The sequence below is a fragment of the Neobacillus kokaensis genome, assembly GCF_014656545.1.
GTDB classification, from domain to species: domain Bacteria; phylum Bacillota; class Bacilli; order Bacillales; family Cytobacillaceae; genus Neobacillus; species Neobacillus kokaensis.
This window is the reverse complement of sequence record NZ_BNDS01000012.1, coordinates 69,905-94,736: the sequence shown is the minus strand read 5'-3', so window position 1 is coordinate 94,736 and position 24,832 is coordinate 69,905. Positions and strand designations below refer to the sequence as shown.

Annotated in this window: 24 protein-coding genes; 9 read left to right on the top strand and 15 right to left on the bottom strand. The window is 40.5% G+C overall.

Annotated features, from left to right (window positions below; genetic code table 11):
• The first annotated feature begins 201 nt into the window (after positions 1 to 201).
• From IE222_RS14920 to IE222_RS14910, 3 genes are all read left to right on the top strand, one after another.
• Positions 202 to 423 carry a DUF1659 domain-containing protein gene (locus IE222_RS14920; RefSeq protein WP_191274124.1) on the top strand — a complete coding sequence of 74 codons (222 nt, stop codon included), beginning with the start codon at positions 202 to 204 and terminating at the stop codon, positions 421 to 423.
• 160 nt (positions 424 to 583) lie between these two features.
• A complete protein-coding gene (locus IE222_RS14915; protein ID WP_191274122.1) occupies positions 584 to 802 on the top strand; it encodes a DUF2922 domain-containing protein in 219 nt (72 codons plus the stop codon).
• A 70-nt stretch (positions 803 to 872) separates the two neighbouring features.
• Positions 873 to 1,010, top strand: coding sequence for a YvrJ family protein (locus IE222_RS14910; RefSeq protein WP_042462125.1), 138 nt, complete (start codon positions 873 to 875; stop codon positions 1,008 to 1,010).
• 445 nt (positions 1,011 to 1,455) lie between these two features.
• Here IE222_RS14910 and IE222_RS14905 read toward each other — a convergent pair whose 3' ends face one another.
• The 9 genes from IE222_RS14905 to IE222_RS14865 all read right to left on the bottom strand — a co-directional run bounded on the left by IE222_RS14905 (position 1,456) and on the right by IE222_RS14865 (position 10,915).
• Positions 1,456 to 2,397, bottom strand: a complete 942-nt coding sequence (locus IE222_RS14905) for a c-type cytochrome (RefSeq protein WP_191274120.1) — start codon at positions 2,395 to 2,397, stop codon at positions 1,456 to 1,458.
• 356 nt (positions 2,398 to 2,753) lie between these two features.
• Positions 2,754 to 3,257 (bottom strand): DinB family protein, encoded by a 504-nt coding sequence (locus IE222_RS14900; protein ID WP_191274228.1) that lies wholly within the window; start codon positions 3,255 to 3,257, stop codon positions 2,754 to 2,756.
• Between the two features lie 271 nt (positions 3,258 to 3,528).
• Complete coding sequence (locus IE222_RS14895) at positions 3,529 to 4,161, bottom strand: superoxide dismutase family protein (protein ID WP_191274118.1); 633 nt, start codon at positions 4,159 to 4,161, stop codon at positions 3,529 to 3,531.
• A 368-nt stretch (positions 4,162 to 4,529) separates the two neighbouring features.
• Positions 4,530 to 4,769, bottom strand: a complete 240-nt coding sequence (locus IE222_RS14890) for a LapA family protein (RefSeq protein ID WP_191274116.1) — start codon at positions 4,767 to 4,769, stop codon at positions 4,530 to 4,532.
• A gap of 84 nt (positions 4,770 to 4,853) precedes the next feature.
• Positions 4,854 to 5,471, bottom strand: a complete 618-nt coding sequence (locus IE222_RS14885) for a cell wall hydrolase (RefSeq protein ID WP_223282720.1) — start codon at positions 5,469 to 5,471, stop codon at positions 4,854 to 4,856.
• Positions 5,472 to 6,595: 1,124 nt separating this feature from the next.
• Complete coding sequence (locus tag IE222_RS14880; RefSeq protein WP_191274115.1) at positions 6,596 to 7,690, bottom strand: GerAB/ArcD/ProY family transporter; 1,095 nt, start codon at positions 7,688 to 7,690, stop codon at positions 6,596 to 6,598.
• 42 nt (positions 7,691 to 7,732) lie between these two features.
• Positions 7,733 to 7,960, bottom strand: a complete 228-nt coding sequence (locus IE222_RS14875; RefSeq protein ID WP_191274111.1) for a hypothetical protein — start codon at positions 7,958 to 7,960, stop codon at positions 7,733 to 7,735.
• Positions 7,957 to 9,153, bottom strand: a complete 1,197-nt coding sequence (locus tag IE222_RS14870) for a Ger(x)C family spore germination protein (RefSeq protein ID WP_191274110.1) — start codon at positions 9,151 to 9,153, stop codon at positions 7,957 to 7,959. Before IE222_RS14870 ends, IE222_RS14875 begins: the two co-directional genes overlap by 4 nt.
• Positions 9,154 to 9,340: 187 nt before the next feature.
• Positions 9,341 to 10,915 (bottom strand): spore germination protein, encoded by a 1,575-nt coding sequence (locus IE222_RS14865; RefSeq protein WP_191274108.1) that lies wholly within the window; start codon positions 10,913 to 10,915, stop codon positions 9,341 to 9,343.
• Between the two features lie 215 nt (positions 10,916 to 11,130).
• Between IE222_RS14865 and IE222_RS14860 the strand changes: the two genes are divergently transcribed.
• Both IE222_RS14860 and IE222_RS14855 read left to right on the top strand, forming a co-directional pair.
• A complete protein-coding gene (locus tag IE222_RS14860) occupies positions 11,131 to 11,481 on the top strand; it encodes a hydrolase (RefSeq protein WP_191274106.1) in 351 nt (116 codons plus the stop codon).
• Positions 11,482 to 11,623: 142 nt separating this feature from the next.
• A complete protein-coding gene (locus IE222_RS14855) occupies positions 11,624 to 12,493 on the top strand; it encodes an SDR family oxidoreductase (RefSeq protein WP_191274104.1) in 870 nt (289 codons plus the stop codon).
• A 585-nt stretch (positions 12,494 to 13,078) separates the two neighbouring features.
• Here IE222_RS14855 and IE222_RS14845 read toward each other — a convergent pair.
• The 5 genes from IE222_RS14845 to ggt all read right to left on the bottom strand — a co-directional run bounded on the left by IE222_RS14845 (position 13,079) and on the right by ggt (position 20,313).
• Positions 13,079 to 14,287: a cytochrome P450 gene (locus IE222_RS14845; RefSeq protein ID WP_191274100.1), complete on the bottom strand. Its 1,209-nt coding sequence runs from the start codon at positions 14,285 to 14,287 to the stop codon at positions 13,079 to 13,081.
• A gap of 108 nt (positions 14,288 to 14,395) precedes the next feature.
• A complete protein-coding gene (bioF, locus tag IE222_RS14840; RefSeq protein ID WP_191274224.1) occupies positions 14,396 to 15,565 on the bottom strand; it encodes an 8-amino-7-oxononanoate synthase in 1,170 nt (389 codons plus the stop codon).
• Between the two features lie 59 nt (positions 15,566 to 15,624).
• Complete coding sequence (bioW, locus tag IE222_RS14835) at positions 15,625 to 16,413, bottom strand: 6-carboxyhexanoate--CoA ligase (protein ID WP_223282719.1); 789 nt, start codon at positions 16,411 to 16,413, stop codon at positions 15,625 to 15,627.
• A 718-nt stretch (positions 16,414 to 17,131) separates the two neighbouring features.
• Entirely contained in the window at positions 17,132 to 18,406 is a 1,275-nt protein-coding gene (locus IE222_RS14830) for an Nramp family divalent metal transporter (RefSeq protein WP_191274096.1), read from the bottom strand.
• A 308-nt stretch (positions 18,407 to 18,714) separates the two neighbouring features.
• Positions 18,715 to 20,313, bottom strand: coding sequence for a gamma-glutamyltransferase (ggt, locus tag IE222_RS14825; protein ID WP_191274094.1), 1,599 nt, complete (start codon positions 20,311 to 20,313; stop codon positions 18,715 to 18,717).
• Between the two features lie 216 nt (positions 20,314 to 20,529).
• On the opposite strand from ggt, the gene chrS reads away from it, so the two are divergent.
• The 4 genes from chrS (at position 20,530) to IE222_RS14805 (ending at position 23,820) form a co-directional block, all read left to right on the top strand.
• Positions 20,530 to 21,015 (top strand): chromate efflux transcriptional regulator ChrS, encoded by a 486-nt coding sequence (chrS, locus tag IE222_RS14820; RefSeq protein ID WP_275671469.1) that lies wholly within the window; start codon positions 20,530 to 20,532, stop codon positions 21,013 to 21,015.
• Between the two features lie 119 nt (positions 21,016 to 21,134).
• Positions 21,135 to 21,734 (top strand): chromate efflux transporter ChrB, encoded by a 600-nt coding sequence (gene chrB / locus IE222_RS14815; protein WP_191274093.1) that lies wholly within the window; start codon positions 21,135 to 21,137, stop codon positions 21,732 to 21,734.
• On the top strand, positions 21,731 to 22,270 hold the full coding sequence (gene chrA, locus IE222_RS14810; RefSeq protein ID WP_191274091.1) for a chromate efflux transporter ChrA: 540 nt from the start codon (positions 21,731 to 21,733) through the stop codon (positions 22,268 to 22,270). The genes chrB and chrA overlap by 4 nt, the downstream gene beginning before the upstream one ends.
• Positions 22,271 to 22,533: 263 nt before the next feature.
• Positions 22,534 to 23,820: a SulP family inorganic anion transporter gene (locus tag IE222_RS14805; protein ID WP_191274089.1), complete on the top strand. Its 1,287-nt coding sequence runs from the start codon at positions 22,534 to 22,536 to the stop codon at positions 23,818 to 23,820.
• Between the two features lie 146 nt (positions 23,821 to 23,966).
• On the opposite strand, the gene IE222_RS14800 is transcribed toward IE222_RS14805, so the two are convergent.
• A complete protein-coding gene (locus IE222_RS14800) occupies positions 23,967 to 24,458 on the bottom strand; it encodes a GNAT family N-acetyltransferase (RefSeq protein WP_191274087.1) in 492 nt (163 codons plus the stop codon).
• Positions 24,459 to 24,832: the final 374 nt, after the last annotated feature.

The following is a 24,832-nucleotide window of genomic DNA, read 5'->3' as shown; positions in this document are numbered from 1 at the left end:
GACCAGGCAGCTCATAAAATCTAGACTAGCGGGCAAAATGAACACTTGATTTTGACCAAGCAGCTCCCCGATAAGGTGGTCCCCACCCGCCTAAAAACAAAGGTTCCTCCCTCCCCATGCTTCCTCTCAATAAAATTTATACCACCCCTGTCCTTTTCACTCCTTATTTCCTATATAGAGAGTGAAAGGAGGTGATAGACCATGGCACAAGCGTTATTAACCGGCACGAAGCTCCGTCTGGTGTTTCAGGTTGGTATGGATGAAGAGGGCAAACCCATCATGAAATCCAAAACATTTAGCAATGTCAAAAAAGATTCTACAACCGATCAATTATTCCAGGCAGCAATCGCTATTTCTGGTTTAACCAACGACATGCTAAACAACCTAGAGCGCAACGACACATCCGAAATCCTAGCCGAGTAGTCAAATGAGGCAGGGCGGTAATACGGTGGAACGGTAAAACAGTATAGCTGTAAAGAAATAACTGTCCACCCCAGATGGACAAATGTCCACGAGTGGTGCCTGACACCACTAACAAAAAGGACAACAAAAACTAATAACAATATCAAGGAGGTGAAAAAGAATGGCGAAAACATTGGAGTTGCAGTTTGGTACGGAGTTTGGGAAGACTGCTCGTATTGTGGTTGATAATCCGAAGGAGCCGGTTGATGAGGCTGCGGTGAAGCAGGCGATGGAGCAGATTATTGCAGCGAACATTTTCTACACTGCCAGCGGTAATCTTGCGGTTGTCAAAGGGGCAAGAGTGGTCGACCGCAACGTGACAGAATATGAAATGATCTAACATAGGAGGGGCCGGATTTCATAGGGAATCCGGTCTCTTTTAAAGATTACCAGGAAAGGAGTGAACAGCTGTGGAGCAAATCATACCACTCATAAGCGAAGTTGGCTTCCCTATTGTCGTGACCCTCTACTTGCTTTACCGGATTGAGTCAAAGCTTGATTTAGTGGTCCAGTCGATTCAAAGCCTGCCTGAACGGATGAAGGGGTAAAACGGAGGAACAGGAACAGAGCAACGGATTCCCCCTTGCGCAAAAGACACGACTAGTTGAATGCAGCTTGTCGTGTCTTTCTTCATTGAATCTGTTCATTTTAGGAATTAAGTTTAGTGGTTTAATATAGGAGCATGAACCGTTCCCGTGATTTCTTTGTCATTGTGAAAAATTTAGGAGCAATTAGGCAAAACTCTTCATTTTTCTTACCAAACAAACGTTTAATTAATTCTGCTAAAAAACCCGATATACATTCTAAAAATAGGAATAGTCAATCAGGAAAAAAACATAGATTAAACGGATTAAAAAGGAAACTCAAAAGAGTTATTTCAAAATACCCCCCCCCCTGCTGCTACTATCTATTAAACTAACAATCCATCCATCTTCGACAAAAATTAGGGTGGCATCAGGCACTCATATAATCAGCCGGTGACGCCGGAATTTATCATTGTTTTTTCCCAGCTAAGGTTTCATAGGCTGCATCATCAGGTGCATCTCCTTTTGGCCAGTCATGAATCTTATTCGCGAAATCTGGACGTTTCTGAAGTTTGTTAATGTAAGCGGCTATATTCAAAGCTTCTTGATCTGTAAAAGAGCCAGCTTCATATCCGCCCATTGGTGCTTTAGGCATATATTCTTTGATAAAACCTCCCGCTGTTCTGAGACGGGCCATGCCGGCGCCGATATTATACGAGTTATCTCCCCAAAGAGGAATACCTGTTGCGCCGCCCTCTCCACCTTCACCGTGGCAGGTGATGCATGCTTTATTATAGAGTTCCCTGCCTGCCTCAGCATCAACCTCTGCTAAGTCGCCTTTCGCCTTCTTAAGTTCAGCCCAAGGTCTTTCTTTTGTACCATTGGGAACGTTCTGGGAAATATAAGTGTAATAAGCGGTCATCGCTTTCATTTCTTGACTATCTTTTGGAAGAGGCTTTCCATTCATACTCCGTAGAAAACAGCCGTTAATCCGATCTTCTAATGTCACTACCTTCCCCGCACGAGAATTATATTGCGGGTATGTCTTCGATACTCCGACAAGGTCAAGGGAACTATTCACGCCTCCGTTTGCATGACAACTGGCGCAGCTTAATTTATTCCCAACATATCCATCTAAAGCGCTGCTTGTCTCATTATGATATTTTTCACCTAATTTAATTAAATCGCCTTCCTTCCCCTTTGGGACTTCTTCCATGCTAGGAGGCAAGTATGGGTGGGACGGTTTTTCTGTTTTTTTAGTTGGTTCGGCAGCTGTCTCTGAATCTCCCATGTCGCTTCCTACTTCATTTTCTTCTGGTTGTGATGCTACATAAAGTCCAAGATAACTAAAGCCCAGTACCAACGTAATGACGATAGCAAGAATAGAAAAAGTAGCTTCCTTCCTGTTCAATGTTCCTTCCCCTTTCCACATTTGTTCATGTTCACTTGGTTAAATTTTTTGGATATAAAAATGGGGGTATCCTATTTAACTTATGTATAAAAAAATAGATGCTGAATTTTATGGCTGGAGCACTATTCTAAAAGTACCCACATTTTAAGCGATAAAATTGTCACTAAAAGATAGAGTATGTTTACCCGAAGAAGAGGTATTGAAACCTGGAAAAAGAATAAGTTCGGTCGGGGACAGGCACGCATATTACTATTTATGACGTTGGTGCTCTACTAACAATCTAGCTCCAAGCAGAAAAAAACTTACCTTCGTCAAAAATTTTTAAATAAAATAACCGGTGCGTGACAGGCACGATTCTAAAGCGGCGGGTTTTCCTTACCTAAATGAACCCAATCTTCTTTTGGTGGTCCATAAACCCCAAAAGGCTTTAACCCTGCTTGCCGGATAAGAATAGTTAATTGACCTCTATGATGAACAATGTGTTTAATTAGGCCCATCAAAATTTGAGCATTTGTTTCTTCTCTCCCAAATGCTTTCTGCATTTGGCTCAAAGAGTCGTCTGTCCACTGTTGTTCAATAGCTTGAGACGCTTCTTCGCTTACCCTTTTAAAGGTTTCTGCAATTTCATTTGCTGATGTGGGGACATTTTCTGCATTTTCAACTCTATTCATTTGTATCCCAAAATGAGTTAAATACTCTGGAATATTTGTTGTGAAATGCCACGCAATTCTCCCTAAGCTTCGGCCTTCGAGGTAAACTTTTTGGTTTAATGAATCATCGGTCAACCCATCTAAAATCTTTCGAGTTAAAGTCGCTTCTCGATTCCACTCTCGAATAAAGTCTGCAATCGTTACATACATAAACAATACCTCCAAAATCAATTTTTGTTGATATTTTTTCATATTAGAAAACACATTATAAAACATTTGTTCGCACACTTCAAATTTCCTTCAGAACTTCAACCATTTCGTAAATGGTTTATGTTAATGAGCGAAAAGTCGACGTTTCTCTGATTTAAAAAAAGAAGCACGAGAAAAGCCCCCATGCTTCCTCGTGCTTCCCCCTACTGATCAACGCAGTTGGCAGGGCCACAGTTTGTGTATCAAAATTTCCAATCGTCCCATTCATGCCTTATCTGCTAACAATAGCTCCGCATGCTTGTCTGTCACCTGCATCTCCTGCTTTCAATGTTGTCTCATCGGCGCCGGGCTTTCCCTCAGTTTGGTAACGTTCAGGTATATTACCGAAGTTATCGGGACTTGAATGAACAACGACAGCTAGTTCTTGTGCTTTTAATTGATCAATCGTCAAACGGTCCAATCTTGCAGAATACTCAGCACGACCATCCTCATTGACATATAAAGAGGGCAAATCTCCAGCATGTTCGGAGTGCTGTTTTCCATCCGGATTAAAGTGTCCGCCTGCCGTTGTGAATGGTCCATCCTTCGCATCAGCTTCACAAATCCCTTTTTCATGGATGTGAATGCCATGGTGCCCCGCCTCTAAACCGTCAATACTAGCGTTAACCTGAATATGATTGTCTTCATCAACTAGAAAGCTGACAGTGCCGATCGTTTTATTATTTACATCTTTAAGTTCAGCTTGTGCCTGCGGATCAATTTGTCCTTCTTGTTTCTCGATCTTTTCAGCAGAATTATCCGTATTTGGATCTTTCTTTCCATCGGAATTTACATCCCCAGCACATCCACTCAGCAATATCGCCAAGAACATTGTTAGCATTAGCTTCGTCCAATAATTTCTCATACATGCTCTCCTCCATTTTATAAAAAATATGAATACTCCAAAATCTTTTGCTATAGTGTACATTCTACCAAAATTATACTTTTTAGATAGTCAATATATTAAAAACGAGTCTTTAGCATTGCTTATGGTAAAAAAGGCCAAATATTACAGCCTGTCTATAACTGACTTTAGTCACTGAAATAGCAGAGGGCCGGTTCTACTGCCTCAAAAAACAGAAAATGAAGCGCTATAAGAAGCGTCCACCTTTCCCGCGACCATTGGCTCCGTTCACGCGTCCTCTGGCAGTTGAATAATTGATCATGAAGGCTTTCGTAAGCCTTTCATTTTTTAAAAAAGAGTGGAAACAATAGGTCCCCACTCGATAGATATTAATCATTTTCACTTTCATATTTTTTCAAAGCTTTTTGCAGTTGATAAATCTTAACCATGCCAATTAACCCAATGAATAGAGCACCTAATATAACTGACCCAATGATGACGAGGATCAAAGGCCACTCAGCTTTTCCGAATAAATAATTAACAGTTACAGGCTCAACATTTATAACTGAAAAAATCGCAATAATTAAAATGACCATTAATGCTAATAGTAGGTTCCATTGGTTTTTCATAAGCTACCTCATTTTATAAATCAGATTGTAAACTACGAAAATACTTTTTCGTAATCCAGGCCAGGCAGTATAGTAAGTTAACCTTTACTTAGCAAATAAGTGGTTTCCTATTCGAAGTACTGTTTGCCTAGTGAAAATCCAATCATCTGTTGCAATGGTTGGATTATAGTAATAAACCGAACCGTATGTAGGGTCCCAGCCTTTTAAAGCATCAATGACTGCTCGATAAGAATAGAACGTAGGGGACAAATAATACTGCCCATCATTGACAGCTGTAAAAGCATTGGTCTGAAAAATAACATCATATGTACTTTTAGGAAATCCAGGTGTGGACAAACGGTTCAAAATAACAGCAGCTACTGCAACCTGTCCTATGTATTCCTCGCCTCTGGCTTCTCCATTAACCACTCTTGCCATCATTTCGACATTGTTTAATTTTCGTTGAGTCTGTGGCCCAAAGATTCCCGTTGAACTTACTCTAGTATCCACTTGGAATTGTCTAACAGCTTCCTCTGTCATTGGACCATAATAACCGGTTGGCTGAGTAGGTAGGTAACCCATTTTCCTCAGACTATCTTGTAGGTTATACACTTCCTGTCCTTGACTTCCATTTTGTAAAATTTCTTGTGCAAAGATAGAATTTGGCAGAAAAACCATGAAACAAATTAAAGTAATCACCGAAATTTTTACATTCAACTTCAAAATACCACATCCTTCAACATAGATTTCATTTTTACTCTACCATATTAAAAAGTTATTTTATTGAGGCAAAATCCCTGATTTGTTCATGAATAACAAAACTGTTTAAAATTGGGCGATGACCAAAGTCTTATATGTTAGATCCCTTTCGTCTCTTGAAAATCCCATTAGAAGAAATTAAAAACACACTATCCTACCGTTTCACTCATACTTTACCGCTTTTTACCTTTAATGATTGAAATCGCTGAATCACATAATTAGGGTCTGATCTTATTAAAAAAAGTTCAATAAGTCCAGTTCTTTTATCCTATTAATCTGTTTGTTTACATTGTCCTTGTGACAAATTTTAAGCCATTCGACAAAAACCTTAAGTCCTTTTACCAAACAAACGTTTATTTAACTCTAGCAAAAAGCCTGCCAATTAAACATTCTAACCCTCCTCCTGCTGCAAATTCTGTCACTCAAACAAACGTTTATTTGAAAATGCCTCTAGCCCGCAACAATACTAGCTTTTAATATACATAAATGGATAAAAAATGTCGGAAATGGGAAATGGTCAAAGCAGCAGGAACCCCATTACATCCCTCTTTTAAACTTTTTGGAGACAAAAAAGGTTTAATGGACTTCATCCGCTCATAGTACGCGAACCTACTATTTTTAAAAAGTTCATAAGTTAAGTGGGGATTGACCTCAAAGCTAATATAAATATGTTTAATCACCAAAAAAGAGGTTATGTAAAAAATGAAGAAAAAACAAGGAGGTCCTTTAATTTATGTCACACGAACAATATCAATCAGTTATTGAAGCACTTCATGAATGTATGGTTTCATGTAATCTTGTCGATTCCTACTCATATTTTAGATATTTCCCGGGAATTTGTTGAAATTTGATTTATTGCCGCCATAAAGTAAATTTATGATGTAATAATCGCTTTTGTTTGTCTTATTTTGTATACCAATGAAATAAAACGTTATGTTTTTAAAAGATTTTAATATATATCGCCCAGCGATACAAAACAAAAAAGCGCCAGGCATGTATATAAATTACCGCCTGGCGCCCGAATTCTTAACTTCAGGCCAAAAACCTATCGAACTTCGAATATATTCGGGCGGTGACAGGCACACATACTATCTCAGCGCGGGCCTTCGCCTCCTAAAGAAAGCTATACTAAGCAATAATAGTGGAATAAGGATTTGTACAAAAAAGGAATAGACAGGGAATACGATAAAGTTATATTCGCTTTCCACCATTTTGCTAGGAACTCCCCAAATGGAGAACAATATGGTGAGAAAACCCAGCGGAAAGACAATCGGCCGGTAATTGGATAAATTCAGCCATTGTGCCGTACATATTACAAGAGCATAAAAAACAACAGAAAATTTAATGAACGATCCAGCTACCCACATTGCCATGATAACCGGATCAAGCTTTTGCAAAAAATCAGCAATGCTAATATACCGGGAGGCTGTGAAAAGTGGATATAAATATCTTGATGTCGTTTCCCCAAATACGAAAAGTATAAGAAGGTTTGTTACCATAAACGTCATCATGACAGAAAATACTGAAATCATCCCCCACTTCCTGCCTTTTTCAACGTTAGTTAAATAGGGAAATAGGACTGACACGAGTATAAATTCAGCAAACCAGCCGCCCGGTACAATCGCTCCCCTCATTGAAGGAATTAGACCATCAGCTAATATAGGAAATATATTTTTATAATTTAAATCAGGAAAAAGCAGTACGATAATGACTACCATTGATAAAACATATAGTGGGAAAAAGAATTGGGCGACCCTTGCCACTACCTCTACCCCTCCACGCACTGCAAAGGCACAAACAAGGACTATCGTTGAGATAACTACTATAATTGGTGTTTTTGTTAATAAAACTCCCGTAACGAACTCCGCATAAATTCTAATTCCTCCACCATTCATTTGGATATAAAATACCAAATAAAGGAAGCCGAGGATCTTCCCAAGGGTTCGTCCCATAATATGTTCAGTGTATTGCATAATTGTCTGCCCAGGATAAAACTTATGTAGTTGAAAGGCGATATAAACTGCAACAAACCCTATGAGGGCTGCCCATAAAGGCGAGATCCATAAGTCGTTCTTCGCATATTCCGCAGATACTGCCGGAACAGAAATAATTCCGGTTCCAACAATGACAGGATACATCATGATTGCCATTTGTTGAGCGGAAATCTTCCCTTTCTCAATCATTTTTATTCACCTCATCACGAAGAATGAAAACCGTTCCTGCCCTTATTCTTGAAGCAGCTTACCAAAAGGTTTAAAAATCATATCGATCAAATCATTAGGTCCCGGCAAACTCGGAAGAAAAACAAGAAGGACAGCTAGCAGCCAGCCCGCCATGGTCAATGTCACAAAAGCCCATTTTTCCTTTTTAAGATTCTTGGTCATCTTTGGCCATTCATAAAGCGTAATTAGCATAACTACCACGGTAATTCCTAACACAGAGGCCCATTTCATTTTCCTTTCACCTCATTTTCCGGTATTCCTTGGGGTGAAGTGGACATACCTGGTCTCCTTATATATGCATTACTTTTAATATCAACTTCAACTTCTGGAAACTTTTCGTCCCATTGATCCTTTACTTTTGACCACTGATCTGGATAGTGACGGTAAAATGCATCGGCAAAGCCAAAAATATCTGCTTCCATCTCTTCTTGAACCAGTTTCACCGTCATGAGAATTCGATCATCAATTTCTTGTTCTAACTGCTTTTCAATCTCTTTCACAATTTTAGGATTCATCAAATTTAATTTCGTTTCGTTTTCTACTACATCGTCTTCTGTTACAACTTTAGCCGTTATCTTCCATTTTCCATTTTCAATTTTCGGAATCAGCTCTGTATGGGAACGAAGAAGATTGAATGAAATCTGGCCTTCAGCACCTTTTGGCTCAAAGGTAACAGCTGACAATTTGATTTCATTTCTCAGCCATAATACTCCCCTTGTTACCTTATCGTTGATTCGTCCTACCATTTTATCCTTTTTAAAAACAGCCGTTCCGTTCACACGTAATCCCATTTTATTTTCTGGTTCCCGTTCTACCTCTATCCAAGGAAGTGCAGCCGCTCTTGTATTGCCGATTAACATCTGTACCAATTCTTTCAGCGTGACGCTCATTCCAATTTTAAAGTTTGCCAGTTCTCTAGTAATTTCTGCCGAACTTCTTTCTAAGTCAGGAATAACTTTCAAAGTATCAATAGCTTTACCTTTAGCGACAAATACAAAAGACCTTTCTCGTGGACTTGGGTGACGAGTGAAAAAATCTATATGCCTCTGAATGCCTTCTCTGGCCAATTTCTCGCCAATAATGATGACCTCGTTATGTCCCCAGAAAATGCGGCGGGACACTTTTTCTTGAAGCCGTGACATAGCTTCAAAGATTGTTTTTCCAGTTGCCTTTTCAACAATTGTCGGCTTATCTCCACCATGACCACCGACCATTCCTTGTCCCCCTCCCATCGCTTTAGGAATAGCCAGCTGAACGGAAAGCTCAATGTTATTATCATTAGCTTTGTCAAGTCCTGTTGCCATAACAAGCGCTAAGTCATTGATTTCTACTCGATCCCAACAGCCTGTAAGGAAAAGTGTTAATAAACAAATAGAAAAAGTGAGCATTAGATTTACCGCTCTCTTTAAAGAAATAGTATTCATCCCATTCCCCCTCCCCCCCTGCACTATAATAAATTAGGCTTATTGAAGACTTTTCACAAGCAACGGCAAAAAGCAAAAATAGAATAGGAAATGTCTAGGTCTGATAGACCATGATAGCGGGCTGGAGAGCGCTCATCCTTCTATCTCAAACAGCCTGCTCACTCTAGATATAAAAGACATATTTTTTTTACTTTTCATCCCCTTTAGTTGGCCCAGGCTTTTGCCCAGAGGATTGTCGATATTTGTTGTATTCACCTGTAAGATGTGGCCTTGTGTTTAATTTCCACCATGGAGCACGTATAAGTACATCTTTCATATCACGGAGTTTTGTCGGGGCCATCGGGCTCAAATAAGGAACACCAAAAGAACGTAACGTACATAAATGGATGACAATGGTGATTACTCCAAGCATAATCCCAAGAAGCCCCAGTGTCCCAGAAAGAAGAATCATTGGAAAGCGAAGCATTCTAATCGCTATAGCGGCAGAATAGCGTGGAATGGTAAAGGAAGCAATTCCTGTAATCGCAACGACCATTACCATCGGTGCTGAAACAATTCCAGCGGAAACGGCCGCATCACCAATGACGAGAGCTCCTACAATACTAACCGCGGCTCCAACTTGTTTTGGAAGCCGTACCCCCGCTTCACGCAATGCTTCAAATGTTATTTCCATGATTAACGCTTCTACTAAAGCTGGAAATGGAATCTGCTCATGAGACGCTGCCATACTAATCAAAAGGGTGGTTGGAACCATCTCATGATGATAAGTGATCACCGCCACATACAAAGATGGCAAGAGCAGTGAAATCACAAGGAAAACGTAACGAAGCCAACGAATGGCCGTTCCGATCAAGAACCGTGCATAATAATCCTCACTTGACTGCAGAAGAGAATAAATAGTCGTTGGTACAACAATAGAAAAAGGGGTTCCATCGACTAAAATGGCCACACGTCCTTCAAGTAGGTTTGAAGTAACTACATCAGGGCGTTCTGTCGCTAAAACTTGCGGGAAAGGAGAATAAGGATTATCTTCGATGAATTCTTCTATCATTCCACTTTCCCATACTCCGTCAATCTCAATACGGTTTAGTCTGTTTTTGACTTCTTCGATTAAAGTCTTATCCGCAATTCCTTCCATAAAGGCGATAACAACCTTCGTTTTGGTGTATCGCCCAATTTGCATGGAATGCATTTTTAGTACAGGACTTTTTATTTTTTTACGGAGCATAGAAGTATTGACCAAAATGGTTTCAACAAATCCTTCACGCGGGCCGCGAACAACTGGTTCAGCCGACGCCTCTTCTACTGACCGTTTCTCCCATTTTGATAACCCCAAAGAAAAACCAGTTTTTTCCCCATTGATTATAATCACCGGATTGCCTACCGAAATTTCCTGTACACAATCAAAAAAGGTTTTCATCTCTTTTATATTGGAAACCGGAACCTTCTTTTCCATCATTGTCTTAACGTCGTTGATTAGGACTTCTGACTCCTGCATAAGCGGTGAAAGGACATTATTATCAATTTCCTCGATATTAGTCATCCCTTCTATATATATAAGAAGGGCTTTTTCTTTTCCGCTTATAAAAAAATGGCGGAAGATGACATCCGAACATTCATCATATATGGACTGTAACTTATTTAAATTTTCGTCCAAACTCTCGTAAAGAGAGCCTTCTACTTGTATTGCATTTTCCGCTGCCAATGTTTTCTTTGCCTTGTTAGACTTGAGCTTTCGCCATATACGGGTCACCGCGATCATCCTACCTGCAGTATTTAAATAGTCAAATCAATTATTGTCGAAAACTTCCAATTTTAAACTGTAAAAAAATAAGAACGAAAGCAATCTCCCTTCGTTCCTGGTTCGTCTATACTTTACCGCGTTAATATTTTTTCTCAGCGGAGGTCTGACCCCTAAAAGATTATTCCCCTCTAAATTGTGGTAAACCCATACTAAAAGAAAGAGGAGATGATCATATGGAACAGCCTAAACATACCTACTATATTAATATTCAATCTCATGAAATAGCACCCGAGCCTTTCATGTCAGAATGGGATTTTAAAATTGAAGCAACGGACCGTGAAATCGCAAGTCTGGAACAGTTGTTTGATGATAACTACCAGACTGATTGGGAAAGCTATATCCGCTCCCATGTTCCTTTCCTTGAATATCATCATGACCCGCAAAATCTAGAATATGATATGCGGATGGTTACCATCTATGCGATGCTCTATCAGCTCGGAGATACAAACACCCGCAACCATATCAGGGAGATGGGGATACTAAGTGAAGACTTTTTAAATAATCAAAATGCCAACTTTAAATAAATTGAGAGTCTTATAGAATGAGATTCTTTTTCTATCATGCTAAGCCTCCAACGGGAGATAACGAACACATCCGTAGAAAGTTTATGACTGGAATATTTGGGTAGTTATAGACTATGAACATCAAACTAGAGGAGGAATAGAAATGAATCTAGAAAATCGCCAAAAAAATGGACAACCAGCCCAGCATCAGGATCAACAGCCAGGGATCACATCTGAAATGGAGCCCACACCAATTGAAAACAATACCTTATATAAAGGCAGCGGGAAATTAGAAGGGAAAAAAGCGCTTATTACCGGGGGAGACAGCGGGATCGGCAAAGCGGTTGCAATTGCATTTGCAAAAGAGGGAGCTGATGTTGCCATTGTTTATATGGATGAACATCAGGACGCAAAGGACACTCAGGCTGAGGTACAAGAGCAAGGCGGCCGTTGTCTTCTGATTGCAGGAGATGTCGGCAATGAGACCTTCTGTCAGGAAGCGATCCAAAAAACCGTAGATGAGCTAGGCGGCTTAGATATTTTAGTTAACAATGCGGCTGAGCAGCATCCGCAGCCAGGTATTGAGGAGATCAGCTCGGAACAGCTGGAAAAGACGTTCCGAACCAATATTTTTTCTCAATTCTACCTCACCAAATCAGCACTGCAGCATATGAGAGAAGGCAGCACGATCATTAATACCGCCTCCGTTACTGCCTATGAGGGGCATGAACAATTGATTGATTATGCCTCAACAAAAGGAGCAATTGTTACCTTCACACGGTCAATGGCCAAATCTCTTGTTAAAAAGGGGATTCGCGTGAACGGTGTGGCGCCTGGGCCGATTTGGACACCATTAATTCCATCCACCTTTGACGAGGAAAAGGTTGCAAAATTTGGGACAACCACGCCTATGGGACGTCCCGGGCAGCCGGCAGAGCTTGCCCCAGTGTACGTCTTACTAGCCTCCGACGATTCCACTTACATGACAGGACAAATCATTCATATTAACGGCGGACAGTTTATTACAACTTAAAAGGAAACATTGCGGGACACGAGGGCAGTAATCGTGTCCCCTTTTGTTATGGATGCCAATTGGCGATCTTTCTTTTTAATGAACTTAATGATGAGACTTTGATTGATTAACCATAGACTGATAATCTTCTTGTTCAATAACACCTAATAGCTTGCAAAGGAAAGCAGTTACTACGATTTTCTTTCTGATTCGTTTAGACAGATACATCCAAATCAACTCGCTTTATTTTTAGTATATTTAACTTTTTAAAAAATGTTTCCCTTAGACAAAAAATATTCCTTTGCACAACTTAGAGACAGACCCAAAATTGCATTAAAAGCACTCATTCAGTCCGTAACACCAGGCACCAAAAAAAGACGCTCCTTTTTTTAGAATGCCTTTCCGTTTATATATCTTTGTTATTCTATAAAGCAATTCTTCGAAACTAGAAGTTCAAATTCCATTAATAAAGTTAATTCAATTAACCGGTTTATATACAGATTTAAAATATCGCGTGGTAATTAACTGTAATTATAAATTGGAAAAGGTTGGAAAAATGGTGTAAAAGATTTCTTAGTGACAGTGGCCCTGTCACCTTGTCCCCCATTAATCAAATGCAATCTGCAGTGTGTTTAATGCTCTAAATCCAATCCATTTGCGGAATTGTATATTTGTGGTCGCTAGTTGTATGTTGTTTGTATTGGCCAGGAGTGATTGAATAGCAATTTGAGCTTCTAAACGTGCTAATGGAGCACCTAAACAAAAATGCGTACCCTGCCCGAAAGCAAGATGGGGATTCGGATTCCTCGTAATGTCAAGTATATGTGGATAATGGAATTGATTCGGGTCGCGATTGGCGGCACCCAAAAGAATATAGACTTGCTCCCCTTTTTTAATCGTTGCATGATTGATTTGAATTTCCTCCGAAGCCATCCGTGCAGTCATCTGTGTAGGGCTTTCAAAACGTAAAAACTCCTCAACTGCTCTTTCTATTAGCATTGGATTATCCTTCAATCTATTCATTTGTTCTGGATACTTCAATAAAGATAGAACGGAGTTGCTAATGAGATTAACAGTCGTCTCATGACCAGCAATAACAAGCAGGATGCAGGTTGCCACAAGTTCTTCGGCTGTTAAACGTTCCCCCAGCTGCTCCTCTTTTATAAGCAAACTGATGAGGTCCTCCCCCGGATTGAACTTCCTTTTCTCTATGAGCGTTTTAAAGTAAGACGTTAAAAAGATAGCAAGATTATCTCCATTATCTAACACCTTACGTGAACGAGTAAAATCAATCGTTGGAACTAAACCTGCTGCCCATTCTTTAAATTGATGGCGATCTTCTTCGGGTATTCCTAAAATTTTTGCAATGACCATACTGGTTAAAGGATAGGCAAATTCAGAAACGACATCGATTGTTTTCTTATTTCGAAACGACTGCAATAAATCATCAGCCGTATCCTGAATATACGAACGCTGCCGCTCTATCATTCCGGGAGTGAAGATTTGGCTCACTAGTAAACGAAGCCGTTTATGGTCCGGCTGATTTTTAAAGAGCATCATATTACTTTGAATATTTTTTAACTGTGTGTATTTTTTGGATGCCTCAGGCAGCGGCATACGATTTTCGAACCGCGAATCTTTTAAAATAGCAACGGCTTCCTTATATCCCGTCACATACCATCCGGGTTGCTTTAATAGATTTGCCCAACAAATAGGTTGATTAGATCGCAATTCTTCATAGAATGGATAAGGATTTTCGAAAAAGTCGGATGAAATAAATAAATTTGATAATGTTTGATTTACATCGGTTTTCATGTCAGCCACCTTTTGGACAAGGTCATCACCCTCGTCCCGCTTTTTGATTTATTCGGAACTGATATTCTATTCTTTTTTCTAAATATCCCCACACCCATATATCCCTCTTTACACCAAGTGAAGTTCTCTGCCTATACGTTGAAAACATTCAAGCAGGTGATGGATTTCAGTGGATGTGTGCTCGGCGGTGAGGGTCAGTCGAATCCGGCTTTCTCCCTTTGGCACAGTCGGCGGGCGGATGGCCGGTGCATAGATTCCGTTTTCCTCCAGCTTATTGGCAAAAAGAACGGACAATTTTGCGTCTCCAATCATCACCGGGATAATCGGGGCATGGCTGTCCTTCACGGTAAATCCCATTTCTGCTAAACTATTTTTTACCTTTTTTACATTGGAGAGTAACGTTTGGCGCTTTTCTTCACTACCCTCTATGATTTCGATAGCGGCACATGATGCTGCACAAATGGACGGAGGCAGGGAAGTTTGAAAAATAAACGTTCTGGCATGGTTTTTGAGAAAGTCAATTAAGACCTGCGAACCTGCAACAAATCCCCCTTCTGTCCCAACCGCTTTACTTAATGTACCGATGACAATATCAGGCTGCACACCAAAATATTCACTTGTCCCTCGTCCATTTTTCCCCAAAACACCCGTTGCATGTGCATCATCCACTATGACAAAGGCTTGGTATTTTTTAGCCAGCAAAATAATCTGATCAAGGGGAGCAATTGTACCATCCATACTAAAAACACCGTCTGTTACGATAAACCGCCTCCGATACACCATGGATTCTTTCAATTGTTTCTTTAAATCAGCTATGTCGATATGGCGATAAATGACCGTTTCAGCTTTTGAAAGCCGGCATCCGTCAATAATACTGGCATGGTTCAACTGATCGCTTAAAATGACATCTCCTTTTTCGGGTATAGAGGATAACACACCAACATTTGCTAAAAAGCCGCTTGAAAAAAGGAGGGCAGCCTCTGTTTGCTTAAATCGGGCAATCTTCTCCTCCAACCTTTGGTGCCAAATCGAATGGCCCGTCGTTAATCTTGATCCGCTGCTTCCCAAACCAAATTTGGACAAAACTTTTTCAGCAGCGTGAATCAAGCGCCGGTCATTCGCCAGTCCTAAATAATTATTGGAGGAAAAGACGAGCACTCTTTTACCGTCAACCATCATTTCGGGAAGCGGCGCCGTTTCCATTGTTCGAACTTTTCGATACAAACCTTCCGTTTTGCATTTCTCGATGCGCTGACTTAACCAATCATCAAGCATCAACATGAATCACCTCATTTGTTTGTGACCTTCCTTTATAGAGTGGAATTGCTCATCATCTTTCATTTTAAAGCGGTGCTATTGTCAATCAATCGTGGATCCCATTCAATGAAGATGGGCTGCTTTTCCAAGTACTCTATGTATGAAGAAAGATCCCTTTTACCGTCTATGAAAAAAATTCGGCAGCCATGTTCATCGCCAACTTCTTTTAATTTTGTAATCCGCTGATAGCCTAGTTTTTTACTGGCAACATAACCCGTAATATATTCCGGATCATCGGACCAGCATAATTCCGCGACGGTCGTCCTATTCCTATTGACTTTCGTAGCAAGAACAAGGGCCTCCTTTATCCTTTTACTTCGAGGTACAGCATGATGGTCAGCCCACTGAGCAAAATTGTCAGTCGGCCAGTCCATTCTTGAAACCCGCACGCTTTTTTCATTTGGATGATCCACACGTTGGTTGGATTGAATATCAAATAAAATGGCTCCTCTATGACCGAAAAATTCAGTTATTTGTAAGAAAGCTTTTTCAATACACGCTCGTGGGACACCTGACTTTTCTAATAGATTTCGTGCCATTAATCGCCCTTCTTCCACTGTTTCCACTTTGTTGGTTGCAAGTGGCAACGGCTCCAACTTTCTAATAGGCTCATCAATTAAATCGAATTGAATCTGCAAAAAATCCGGTTTGCCCCTTGTGTGGGTTAATGCTTTATCCAGCAAGGCAATGATCGATTCTCTCACATTCTCGTAAGCTGCTATTTGTTCACCGCCAGAAATATGCTTTCCGCCCTGTTCATGAGCCCTCTCCTTTGAAGCTCTCATTCTAACACTATAAAACTTCTCCATAAAAACAGCCCTTCCGCACCGAAAATATGTAAACATATTCTAAACTTTAGTTGACACTTATGATAAAATTATCCGTCCTATTTGTCAACAACTTCCTCTTAAAGTGAACTTTGGTGTTATAAACATTTTTTCATTTCGCCCCCTTTCTGCGAAGTTTGCAAACCATTTCCGCCCTCTCCGTATCGAATTTTGTGTAGGTAGAGAAATCATAGGCGGAGAATTTCCTGCTAATGTATATAAGGGAAGCTTAAGAAGCGGATATAAGCGGAGATATTCCGATTAACTGCTCTAAATAAGACAAAATCCAATGATTTGAATAATATAAACGGAAAAACTCCCCTTATTTTTAAGGAAATATGGGTATTTCCCAATTTAGCCGGAATTTTGCCGGTTATTTTTCATATCCGTGAAATTAACATTCAGTTATACCAGAACCTGACCTTAAAAATATTTTTCTGTATATCAATTTGCAAGTAAAAATTAGTGCATTTTGCTGCGCTACACTAGCAATTGTACCCCCCATTTTAATATACAAATTGCACTACAATTCTCCCAAAATAATTATCGAAATCCCTTTATATCAACAAAAATAGCCCTCCAAATTATCATACAATTTGAAGGACATTTTGCATTACATTTTTAATGTTTGCGATAGTTAACAGAACCCGTTAGCTGTGAACACTTCTCCTTGCAACTACTACCGTCAGGATTCTTGAGTCTATATGAACTTTATAACCCCCAGCGTTACAAAAACAACAATAACAAACACTAACACGGCGTTATGGCCAAGTCTATTTCGGAATTCAAGGCCTACTTGTTTTGAGTTTAGCAGGAAGAGTAAAGTAAGAGCGAGAAATGGCAGAAAGAGTGAGCCTAGTGCAGCATACAGAAGGACTAGACCGACTGGCTGATTAAATATAAATAAAAGCATAGATGGAAACGTGAGCCAAGCCAAGAACGCCCTGTATGCAGGATCCTTTTCAGTTACTGGCTTAGATGCAGCCAATTTTTCTTCTTTTTTCTTCTTCATAATTCTTACAAAGTCTGCAAATAAGTACGGGATGCCGTTCCATGATCCGACTAACGAGGTAAATGCAGCAGCCCAGAAACCGATATTTAATACCATTCGGGCGGTCGTTCCGAAATTCTCCCCGTATAAATCAAGGAAATTGCTTACTCCCTCTGCTCCAACAAAATTCACACCGGAGCCATATAAGAACTGGGCGCTTACAATCATCAGGGATACAGCAAAAATACCAGTCATGATGAAAGCAACGGACGCGTCTAAACGCATTGTTGGCACCATCGATTTATCCTTCCATCCGTTTGCCCGAATCCAATATCCATAGGCTGCAAGCGCCATTGTCCCTCCGATTCCGCCCATAATTCCGAGAATCCTAAAAATTGATCCATCTGGAATACTGAAAATGAGTGCTTCACGCGGAATATCACCAATGCTAGGAAGAAGCATAATCGCAGAACCAACAACAGTAGTAAACATGATTCCAATTAAAACAGTAATAACGCGTTCCAATGTTTTATAACGACCGAACCAAATAAGCGCAAAGCCCGCTACGGAATGCAGCATCGCCCAGGCCCATAAAGGCATAATCGGAAACATAATATACATCATAAGACCGCATGTCGTTGCAATAGCCGCTCCGTAAATGAGCCCGAATAAAGTCACATAGACAAAAAAGTAGCCCATTGTCCATCGCCCCAGCGACCGCCAACCTTCCATAATGGTTTTTCCTGTAGCTAAGGTAAACCTGCCGACTCCTTCGGTTAGGCAAAATTTTAGAAAAACGCCAATGATAGCCGCCCATGCAAGGGAGATCCCAAATTGTGCACCAGCAACAGTGGATGTAATCATGTCCCCTGCACCGATTCCAGTTGCTGCAAGAACAATACCAGGTCCTATCACTGATAGCTTACTCTTTCCCTTGGTCTTAACAGGGACGGGACTTTCTTCAACATACTTTCTTTCTTCCATTAAAGTTCCTCCTTAGCGATTAAGAGCAGCCCACTGATTTAGTTTTTTATATGAGCAAGTGCTCTTCCTATTTTTTCCTAAAAACATAATGTGAGTGTATGTCTTATCTAGAAAGGAGTGCGTCTTATTTATGAATGGAATAGATATAAGACAAATTCAATGTTGAAGTGGCGTTATCATACGTAGCAAAGATGAAGTAAATGAAGATTATGAAGTATCCAACTACAGCTGAAACTGAAAGTAAAGGTATCTGCTATTTAATTAATATAGCTCGGGTCTGTTTTTCTACTATTTACGTTAATGAAGGCTTAATAACCAATTGCACATCCATCCTTCCGCGGGTCAGATCCTCCTTGAAGCATGTTATTGTCTGAATCTATTAGAATTCCTTGATAACCGCCAAAAATATCTATACCAGAAGTGACTTGATGGCCCTTTTCTAGTAATTCAAACCTAACTTTATTGGAAATCTCTGACTCTAAAGCTATACCTTCCGGAATATGGCGAAAACGAGGGGATTCTCCTGCCTCTTGAACATTCATTCCATATTCTAAATGATTAAGAAGGACTTGGACCTGACCTTGCGGCTGCATATCTCCGCCCATTACGCCATAGGAAAAATAAGGCTGTTCATCTTTCAATACGAGAGCAGGGATAATCGTATGAAGCGGCCTTTTTCCCGGTTCCAATGTGTTTAAATGATTCTCCTCAAGGGTAAATCCAACAGCACGATTTTGAAGGAATACACCTGTCTCACCTGCCACTACTCCAGAGCCGAAAGACGTATATAGGCTGTTAATGAACGAAATAACATTACGATCTTTATCGACTACGGATAAATAAACCGTATCCCCTGCTAATTCAAAGCCTGGGCTTGTAGCAGCCAGAGGACGTATTTCATCAATTTGACGGCTGCGGCTACCCGCATAGTTCTTACAAAGCATTTTTTCTATCGGTACAGGAGCAAAATCAGGATCAGCTATAAAGAAGTCACGATCCGCATAAGCTAGTTTTTTTACTTCTGTAAGCAGGTGAATGTACTGGGAGGAATTATGCTCTATTTTTGTAAAATCAAAACACTCCAGCATGTTGAGCATCGACAACGTCGTCACTCCTTGACCATTGGGAGGAATTTGATAGACCTCATAGCCTTTATAATTGGTTGATATTGGTTTCACCCATGTCGAAGAGTGCTCAGCCAGGTCTTCATAACTAAGAAGGCCTCCATGGCTTTTTACATATTCCGCGATTTCACGGGCAATCCTTCCTTTATAGAAAGCATCTCTTCCTCCATCGGCAATCGCTGTTAGCGTATTGGCTAACTGCGGGTTTTTAAATAATTCTCCTTCTCTTGGGGCTCTTTCTTCGATTAGATAGCATTCACGGGCTTCTTTATTTTGCTTGAGCAATTCTTCACTTCGTTTCCATTGTGCTGCAATAATTTGAGAGACAGGAAACCCTTTTTCCCCATATTCAATCGCTGGCTGCAGTACCTCGGCAAAGGTCATGGTTCCATGTTTTTCAAGAACCTCCGCCCAGCCATCTACAGTACCAGGTGTTGTAAGCGCTAACAAACCAGTCAACGGGATTTTATTATATCCTTTGGATAAATAATACTCGCGGTTCGCTTTGAAAGGAGCACGTCCGCTGCCATTTATGGCCTCTACCTTTTTATTCTTCTGATTATAAATGAGTGCAAACATATCACCTCCCAGTCCCGTTTGCATAGGTTCTACTACAGCTAATACGGCTGCTGCAGCAATCGCGGCATCAAAGGCGTTCCCACCTTTTTGTAAAATACGGATACCTGCCATGGATGCTAGAGGTTGGCTGGAGGCTACCATGCCATTTGGAGCATGAACTGCTGAACGAGATTGTGCTGGATTTCCAGCTGGACGATCGGCCATTTTTCTTCCTCCCCGGAAATTATAATGTTCAGAAAATTTTAACTTGTTGATTAATTAGTATTCTGCCACGAATCATTCTGTAAGTCAACAGCTAATTTTCTGTTGATTTAGAAAGTTTTTTGTTTTAAGATTATTAATATCGAAAGTAAAAATGTATTTTTCATTACGTTTGGAAATTAGAATCGGAGAATTAATTAGAAGCTGGAGGGTTCGCTAATGACGAAGAATAGTTCAATGAATGACTTCCCTGCTATAAAACTAAATGAAATTGACCAGCAAATATTAGAAGTGCTGCTGAAGGACGCGCGGATTTCTTATACTGATCTTGCCAAACAGGTGGGGCTTTCCAGAGTGGCCGTACAGACCCGCATAAACACATTAATCGAGGATGGCGTAATCGAGCGCTTTACCGCTGTTATTAATCCATTAAAAGTAGGGATTCAGGTATCGGCCTTTTTCAATGTGGATGTTGAACCAAAACATTTAGATGAAATAGCTGAAAAGCTAGCTGTGCATCCGGCGGTCACCAGTCTTTATCTGATGACAGGACCGAGTACGCTCCATATGCATGGTGTCTTTAAAAACAAAGAGGAAATGGAAGAATTCATACTCAAAACACTCTATTCTACCCCAGGAATCATACGAGTTGATTCTCAAATGCTTCTAAAACGATATAAAAGCCGAATGGGATTGAAGTTATAATTTTTTCATCCTCCCTCTTCATCCCAAAATAAGGTACTGTGAGTAAATTACTTTGTGTCCGTCTATAGGAATAGGACTGCTACTGGTTAAAGATTTTGAACGATGGGAGAGAATTTTTTATGAAATCTTATGTAGACATTTTATTGGCAATGATGAGAACCGGGATTCTAGGATATGGAGGCGGTCCATCGGTTATTCCGCTCTTTCGGCATGAGGCTGTTCAACGATATAAGTGGATAAGCGATGAAGAATTCGGTGAAATACTCGCCTTTGCCAATGCTTTGCCAGGCCCCATTGCGACAAAAATGGCCGCACAGCTTGGTTATCAACAAAAGGGAATTGCTGGGGCATGTGTGGGTGTAATTGGCCATATTTTCCCAACCACATTCGGAATAGTCGGCCTGCTCGGACTGCTTTACACACTTAAGGAATCAGCCGTTGTCGCTGGAATGATCGCGGCCGTGCGTCCTGTTATTGCTGTACTGCTTGGTATGATGGCTTATGAATTTTGCGCAAAAACGTGGAAGGGATTAGGAAAAGTAGTAGGGTTCATAACTGGGATTGTCGCGTTTTTGCTGCTTTTTGTCATACATGTTCACCCAGCTGTTACCATATTGCTGTTTTTAGCTTACGGAACTATACATTTAAGAGTTTCCAAGCGGATAAAACAAAGAGCTAAAAAGCATGATCCCGAGCAGAAAAAGGAGGTTTCCTTATGATTTTATGGGAGTTGTTCTCAGGATTTTTTATTGCCAATATTCTCGGTTATGGGGGCGGCCCGGCTTCCATACCCCTTATGCAGCAACAAGTGGTCGATCATTATGGATGGATGACCAATCCCCAATTTGTCGATATGCTTGCGGTAGCGAATGCCCTTCCTGGACCTATCGCGACAAAAATTGCTGCCTTCACCGGTTATCAGCAGGCAGGTTGGCTTGGATTGTTGGTGGCAACAATTGCCACTATTGCTCCTTCTGCCATTGCCATCATCATTCTTCTCAAGGTTCTAAATCATTTTAAGCAATCCGACATTGTGAAAGGAATGACTCTATTAGTTCAGCCGGTTATCGCTGTCATGATGATTGAATTAACATGGGATTTCAGCTTTGTATCCTTCGATTCCATTGGATACTGGCAATCAGGTTTGATAGCCCTTTTCGCTTTATTAGCCATCGTTAAATGGAAGGTGCATCCAGCCATCGTCATTGTTTTGGCGTTTATCTATGGAGGGGTAGTGATTCCGCATCTTGCCTAAGTGGTCGGCGCTACTTCAAAAACTTAAAAGGTACCCGTTCAAAAAGAGAATAATTCGTTCAACGAAGCTTGAGGAAGAATCCATTTTGATCAAACACTTTTCAAAATGGATTCTTTTAATTACCATAAAACAGGGTTTATGGAGGACCTCTTTACTTCCGAACAACACCTGGCATAGAGAATAGCATTTTTACTAGCAGAAAATCATACACATAGGATGAGTTATTTCCTTTTGCTAGTTGGCCAGGAATAGGAGGTTGGAAGTTGCTTTTTAAGTTAATCCCAGGGCTGAAAACACTCATGCATTACCCATCTTCAAACTTGTCGGGAGATTTGACCGCCGGAATGATTGTTGCAGTTCTATTGATTCCTCAAAGTATGGCTTATGCCATTATTGCTGGGGTTCCTCTTGAAATGGGTCTCTATGCTGCAACCTTCCCGCTTATTTTTTATGCTTTGTTTGGAAAGTCAAAGTATTTATCGGTAGGACCAGTATCAATTGTGTCGCTTATCGTTTTTACAGGGGTTTCCGGTATTGCTCAGCCTAACACGGACCAGTTTTTGGAGCTTGTTGTCGTGCTTGGATTGATGGTAGGATGTCTCCATCTGATAATGGGGCTGCTAAAAATAGGAGACCTTTTTGATTATATTTCTCCAAGCGTAATTAACGGATTTATTTCGGCCGCGGCGATTATTATTGCAGTGAATCAAATAAAGGAATTGATGGGGGTTACGCTTCCGGCTTATCATAATTTATTTCAGTACTCTATGGAGGTCATCCGTAACCTTCCGAAGACAAATCTTTATACACTGGCAATCGGTTTCATGAGTATTTTTATATTAGCCATCTTAAAAAAACGGACAACCCGTTCTCCCGGTCCCTTGCTAGTTGTCCTAATCACTACAGTCGCGGTTCAAGCTTTGGATCTGAATAAAATGGGAGTGGAGGTTGTTGGGGAAATCCCGTCAGGCTTGCCGGAGCTTACTTTCCAGATGCCATCCCTTCATAGCATGAAATTATTGCTGCCTGTTGCGGTTATGATTGCCTTTATCTCCTTCCTAGAATCGTTTGCCGTTGTGAAGGTATTTTCCAGCAAAGAAAAAGATCGAATTCATGCGAATCAGGAGCTGATAGGCTTAGGGTTAGCAAATATCGTAAGTTCTTTTGTCGGTTCCATCCCCGTTGCAGGGGGGCTTTCAAGAACTGCGGTTAATTATCAGGCCGGGGCGAAAAGTAAGCTTTCCCTATTATTCACGGCACTTTTCGTTTTGATTTCCCTGCTTTATTTAACACCGCTATTTTATTATTTACCTAAGTCTGCACTGGCTGCCATTATTATTGTGGCTGTGGTCAATCTAATCAAAATCAAACAGCTACCAAATCTACTAAAGAAGGCGCCGTATGAAGCACTTATTTATCTCGCAACATTCGTAACTACCTTAATGATTGATATTTTTTTAGGATTAATTATCGGAATTATCTTATCCATCATCATGAACCAGATTCGCAAAGGGCTGTATTATGAAGTGTATACAAGCGGTAAAAAATAATGGTTAGAGATTCATAGTTAGACGTCCCCTTTACCGTCAAGAGGCAATGCTCCAATAAAAGCAGTTTCGGGTGGTAGTCATGCCTTTATTACATTTTTCTCCTATATGGCATCCAGGGAGTGCCTGGCAACGAGATTGTGGCACCCCTATTCCCCATCCTCATTTAGGCGTTCAACAGCTATAAATCCATACTTTTCATATAAACGAATCGCTCTATCATTATGTTCTTGCGTTGTTAAATAGGCTTCTTGATGGTACTTTTTCAATTCAGACAAAGCATATGTGACCATCGGTTTAGCGAGCTTTCTGCCTTGGTATTCCGGAATAATCGCAACCCAGTGAATACGCCCCATTCTTCGGTCTCCATACTCTCCAAACCAAGCCATAATCGTCCCAATTGCTTCTCCCTCTGCATTTTCCAGAAAAAAGCAGCGTTGCTGAAGATCGGATTCAAATTCAAGAAACTCCGTTCGGAAGCGTTGTAAAGCAGCCTCTTCATTCGCAAACTCCCCTGCACGTGTTTCAATGTTAGCCCAAATGGTTTCATCACCAGGCTGAAAAGTCCGAAATGAATACCCCGCTGGCAAAGGAAGCGGGCTAAGCTGTTGCAACTTATTAGAATACATCATGAAACTCATACTTACACAACCTTTTTGATATTAATAGCTGACGTCCCCCGAACAACTTTCTTTTAAAGGATTGTACAAAATGAAAAAACCAAAAGTGTTCAAACCTGCTAGAAGGTTCAGCCTTCCATACAAACATCTTCCATTTTATCATTCTCTATTCACCTAAAAGGTATCAATCTTCGACAAAATTCGGGCGGTGACAGGCACCCAAAGGTTTTCTTCCAGGTTCAGGGTACCTAGAGACCTTCTACGTTTTAATTTGAGCAATTGTTTCTACATTATTAAGGACTTTTTCTACGTAATTCAAGCACTATTCTACATAACTCCAATGCAATTCTACAAAAATTGGAACAAAATGGATTACTTCTATATTTGAGCAATTG

Excerpts from the sequence above, each read along its gene's own strand:
- IE222_RS14920 (WP_191274124.1), top strand. The coding sequence starts at position 202 with ATGGCACAAGCGTTATTAACCGGCACGAAGCTCCGTCTGGTGTTTCAG.
- IE222_RS14915 (WP_191274122.1), top strand. The coding sequence starts at position 584 with ATGGCGAAAACATTGGAGTTGCAGTTTGGTACGGAGTTTGGGAAGACT.
- IE222_RS14900 (WP_191274228.1), bottom strand. The coding sequence starts at position 3,257 with ATGTATGTAACGATTGCAGACTTTATTCGAGAGTGGAATCGAGAAGCG.
- IE222_RS14895 (WP_191274118.1), bottom strand. The coding sequence starts at position 4,161 with ATGAGAAATTATTGGACGAAGCTAATGCTAACAATGTTCTTGGCGATA.
- IE222_RS14890 (WP_191274116.1), bottom strand. The coding sequence starts at position 4,769 with ATGAAAAACCAATGGAACCTACTATTAGCATTAATGGTCATTTTAATT.
- IE222_RS14880 (WP_191274115.1), bottom strand. The coding sequence starts at position 7,690 with ATGATTGAGAAAGGGAAGATTTCCGCTCAACAAATGGCAATCATGATG.
- IE222_RS14875 (WP_191274111.1), bottom strand. The coding sequence starts at position 7,960 with ATGAAATGGGCCTCTGTGTTAGGAATTACCGTGGTAGTTATGCTAATT.
- IE222_RS14870 (WP_191274110.1), bottom strand. The coding sequence starts at position 9,153 with ATGAATACTATTTCTTTAAAGAGAGCGGTAAATCTAATGCTCACTTTT.
- IE222_RS14865 (WP_191274108.1), bottom strand. The coding sequence starts at position 10,915 with ATGATCGCGGTGACCCGTATATGGCGAAAGCTCAAGTCTAACAAGGCA.
- IE222_RS14860 (WP_191274106.1), top strand. The coding sequence starts at position 11,131 with ATGGAACAGCCTAAACATACCTACTATATTAATATTCAATCTCATGAA.
- IE222_RS14855 (WP_191274104.1), top strand. The coding sequence starts at position 11,624 with ATGAATCTAGAAAATCGCCAAAAAAATGGACAACCAGCCCAGCATCAG.
- IE222_RS14845 (WP_191274100.1), bottom strand. The coding sequence starts at position 14,287 with ATGAAAACCGATGTAAATCAAACATTATCAAATTTATTTATTTCATCC.
- bioW (WP_223282719.1), bottom strand. The coding sequence starts at position 16,413 with ATGGAGAAGTTTTATAGTGTTAGAATGAGAGCTTCAAAGGAGAGGGCT.
- IE222_RS14830 (WP_191274096.1), bottom strand. The coding sequence starts at position 18,406 with ATGGAAGAAAGAAAGTATGTTGAAGAAAGTCCCGTCCCTGTTAAGACC.
- ggt (WP_191274094.1), bottom strand. The coding sequence starts at position 20,313 with ATGGCCGATCGTCCAGCTGGAAATCCAGCACAATCTCGTTCAGCAGTT.
- chrS (WP_275671469.1), top strand. The coding sequence starts at position 20,530 with ATGACGAAGAATAGTTCAATGAATGACTTCCCTGCTATAAAACTAAAT.
- chrB (WP_191274093.1), top strand. The coding sequence starts at position 21,135 with ATGAAATCTTATGTAGACATTTTATTGGCAATGATGAGAACCGGGATT.
- chrA (WP_191274091.1), top strand. The coding sequence starts at position 21,731 with ATGATTTTATGGGAGTTGTTCTCAGGATTTTTTATTGCCAATATTCTC.
- IE222_RS14800 (WP_191274087.1), bottom strand. The coding sequence starts at position 24,458 with ATGAGTTTCATGATGTATTCTAATAAGTTGCAACAGCTTAGCCCGCTT.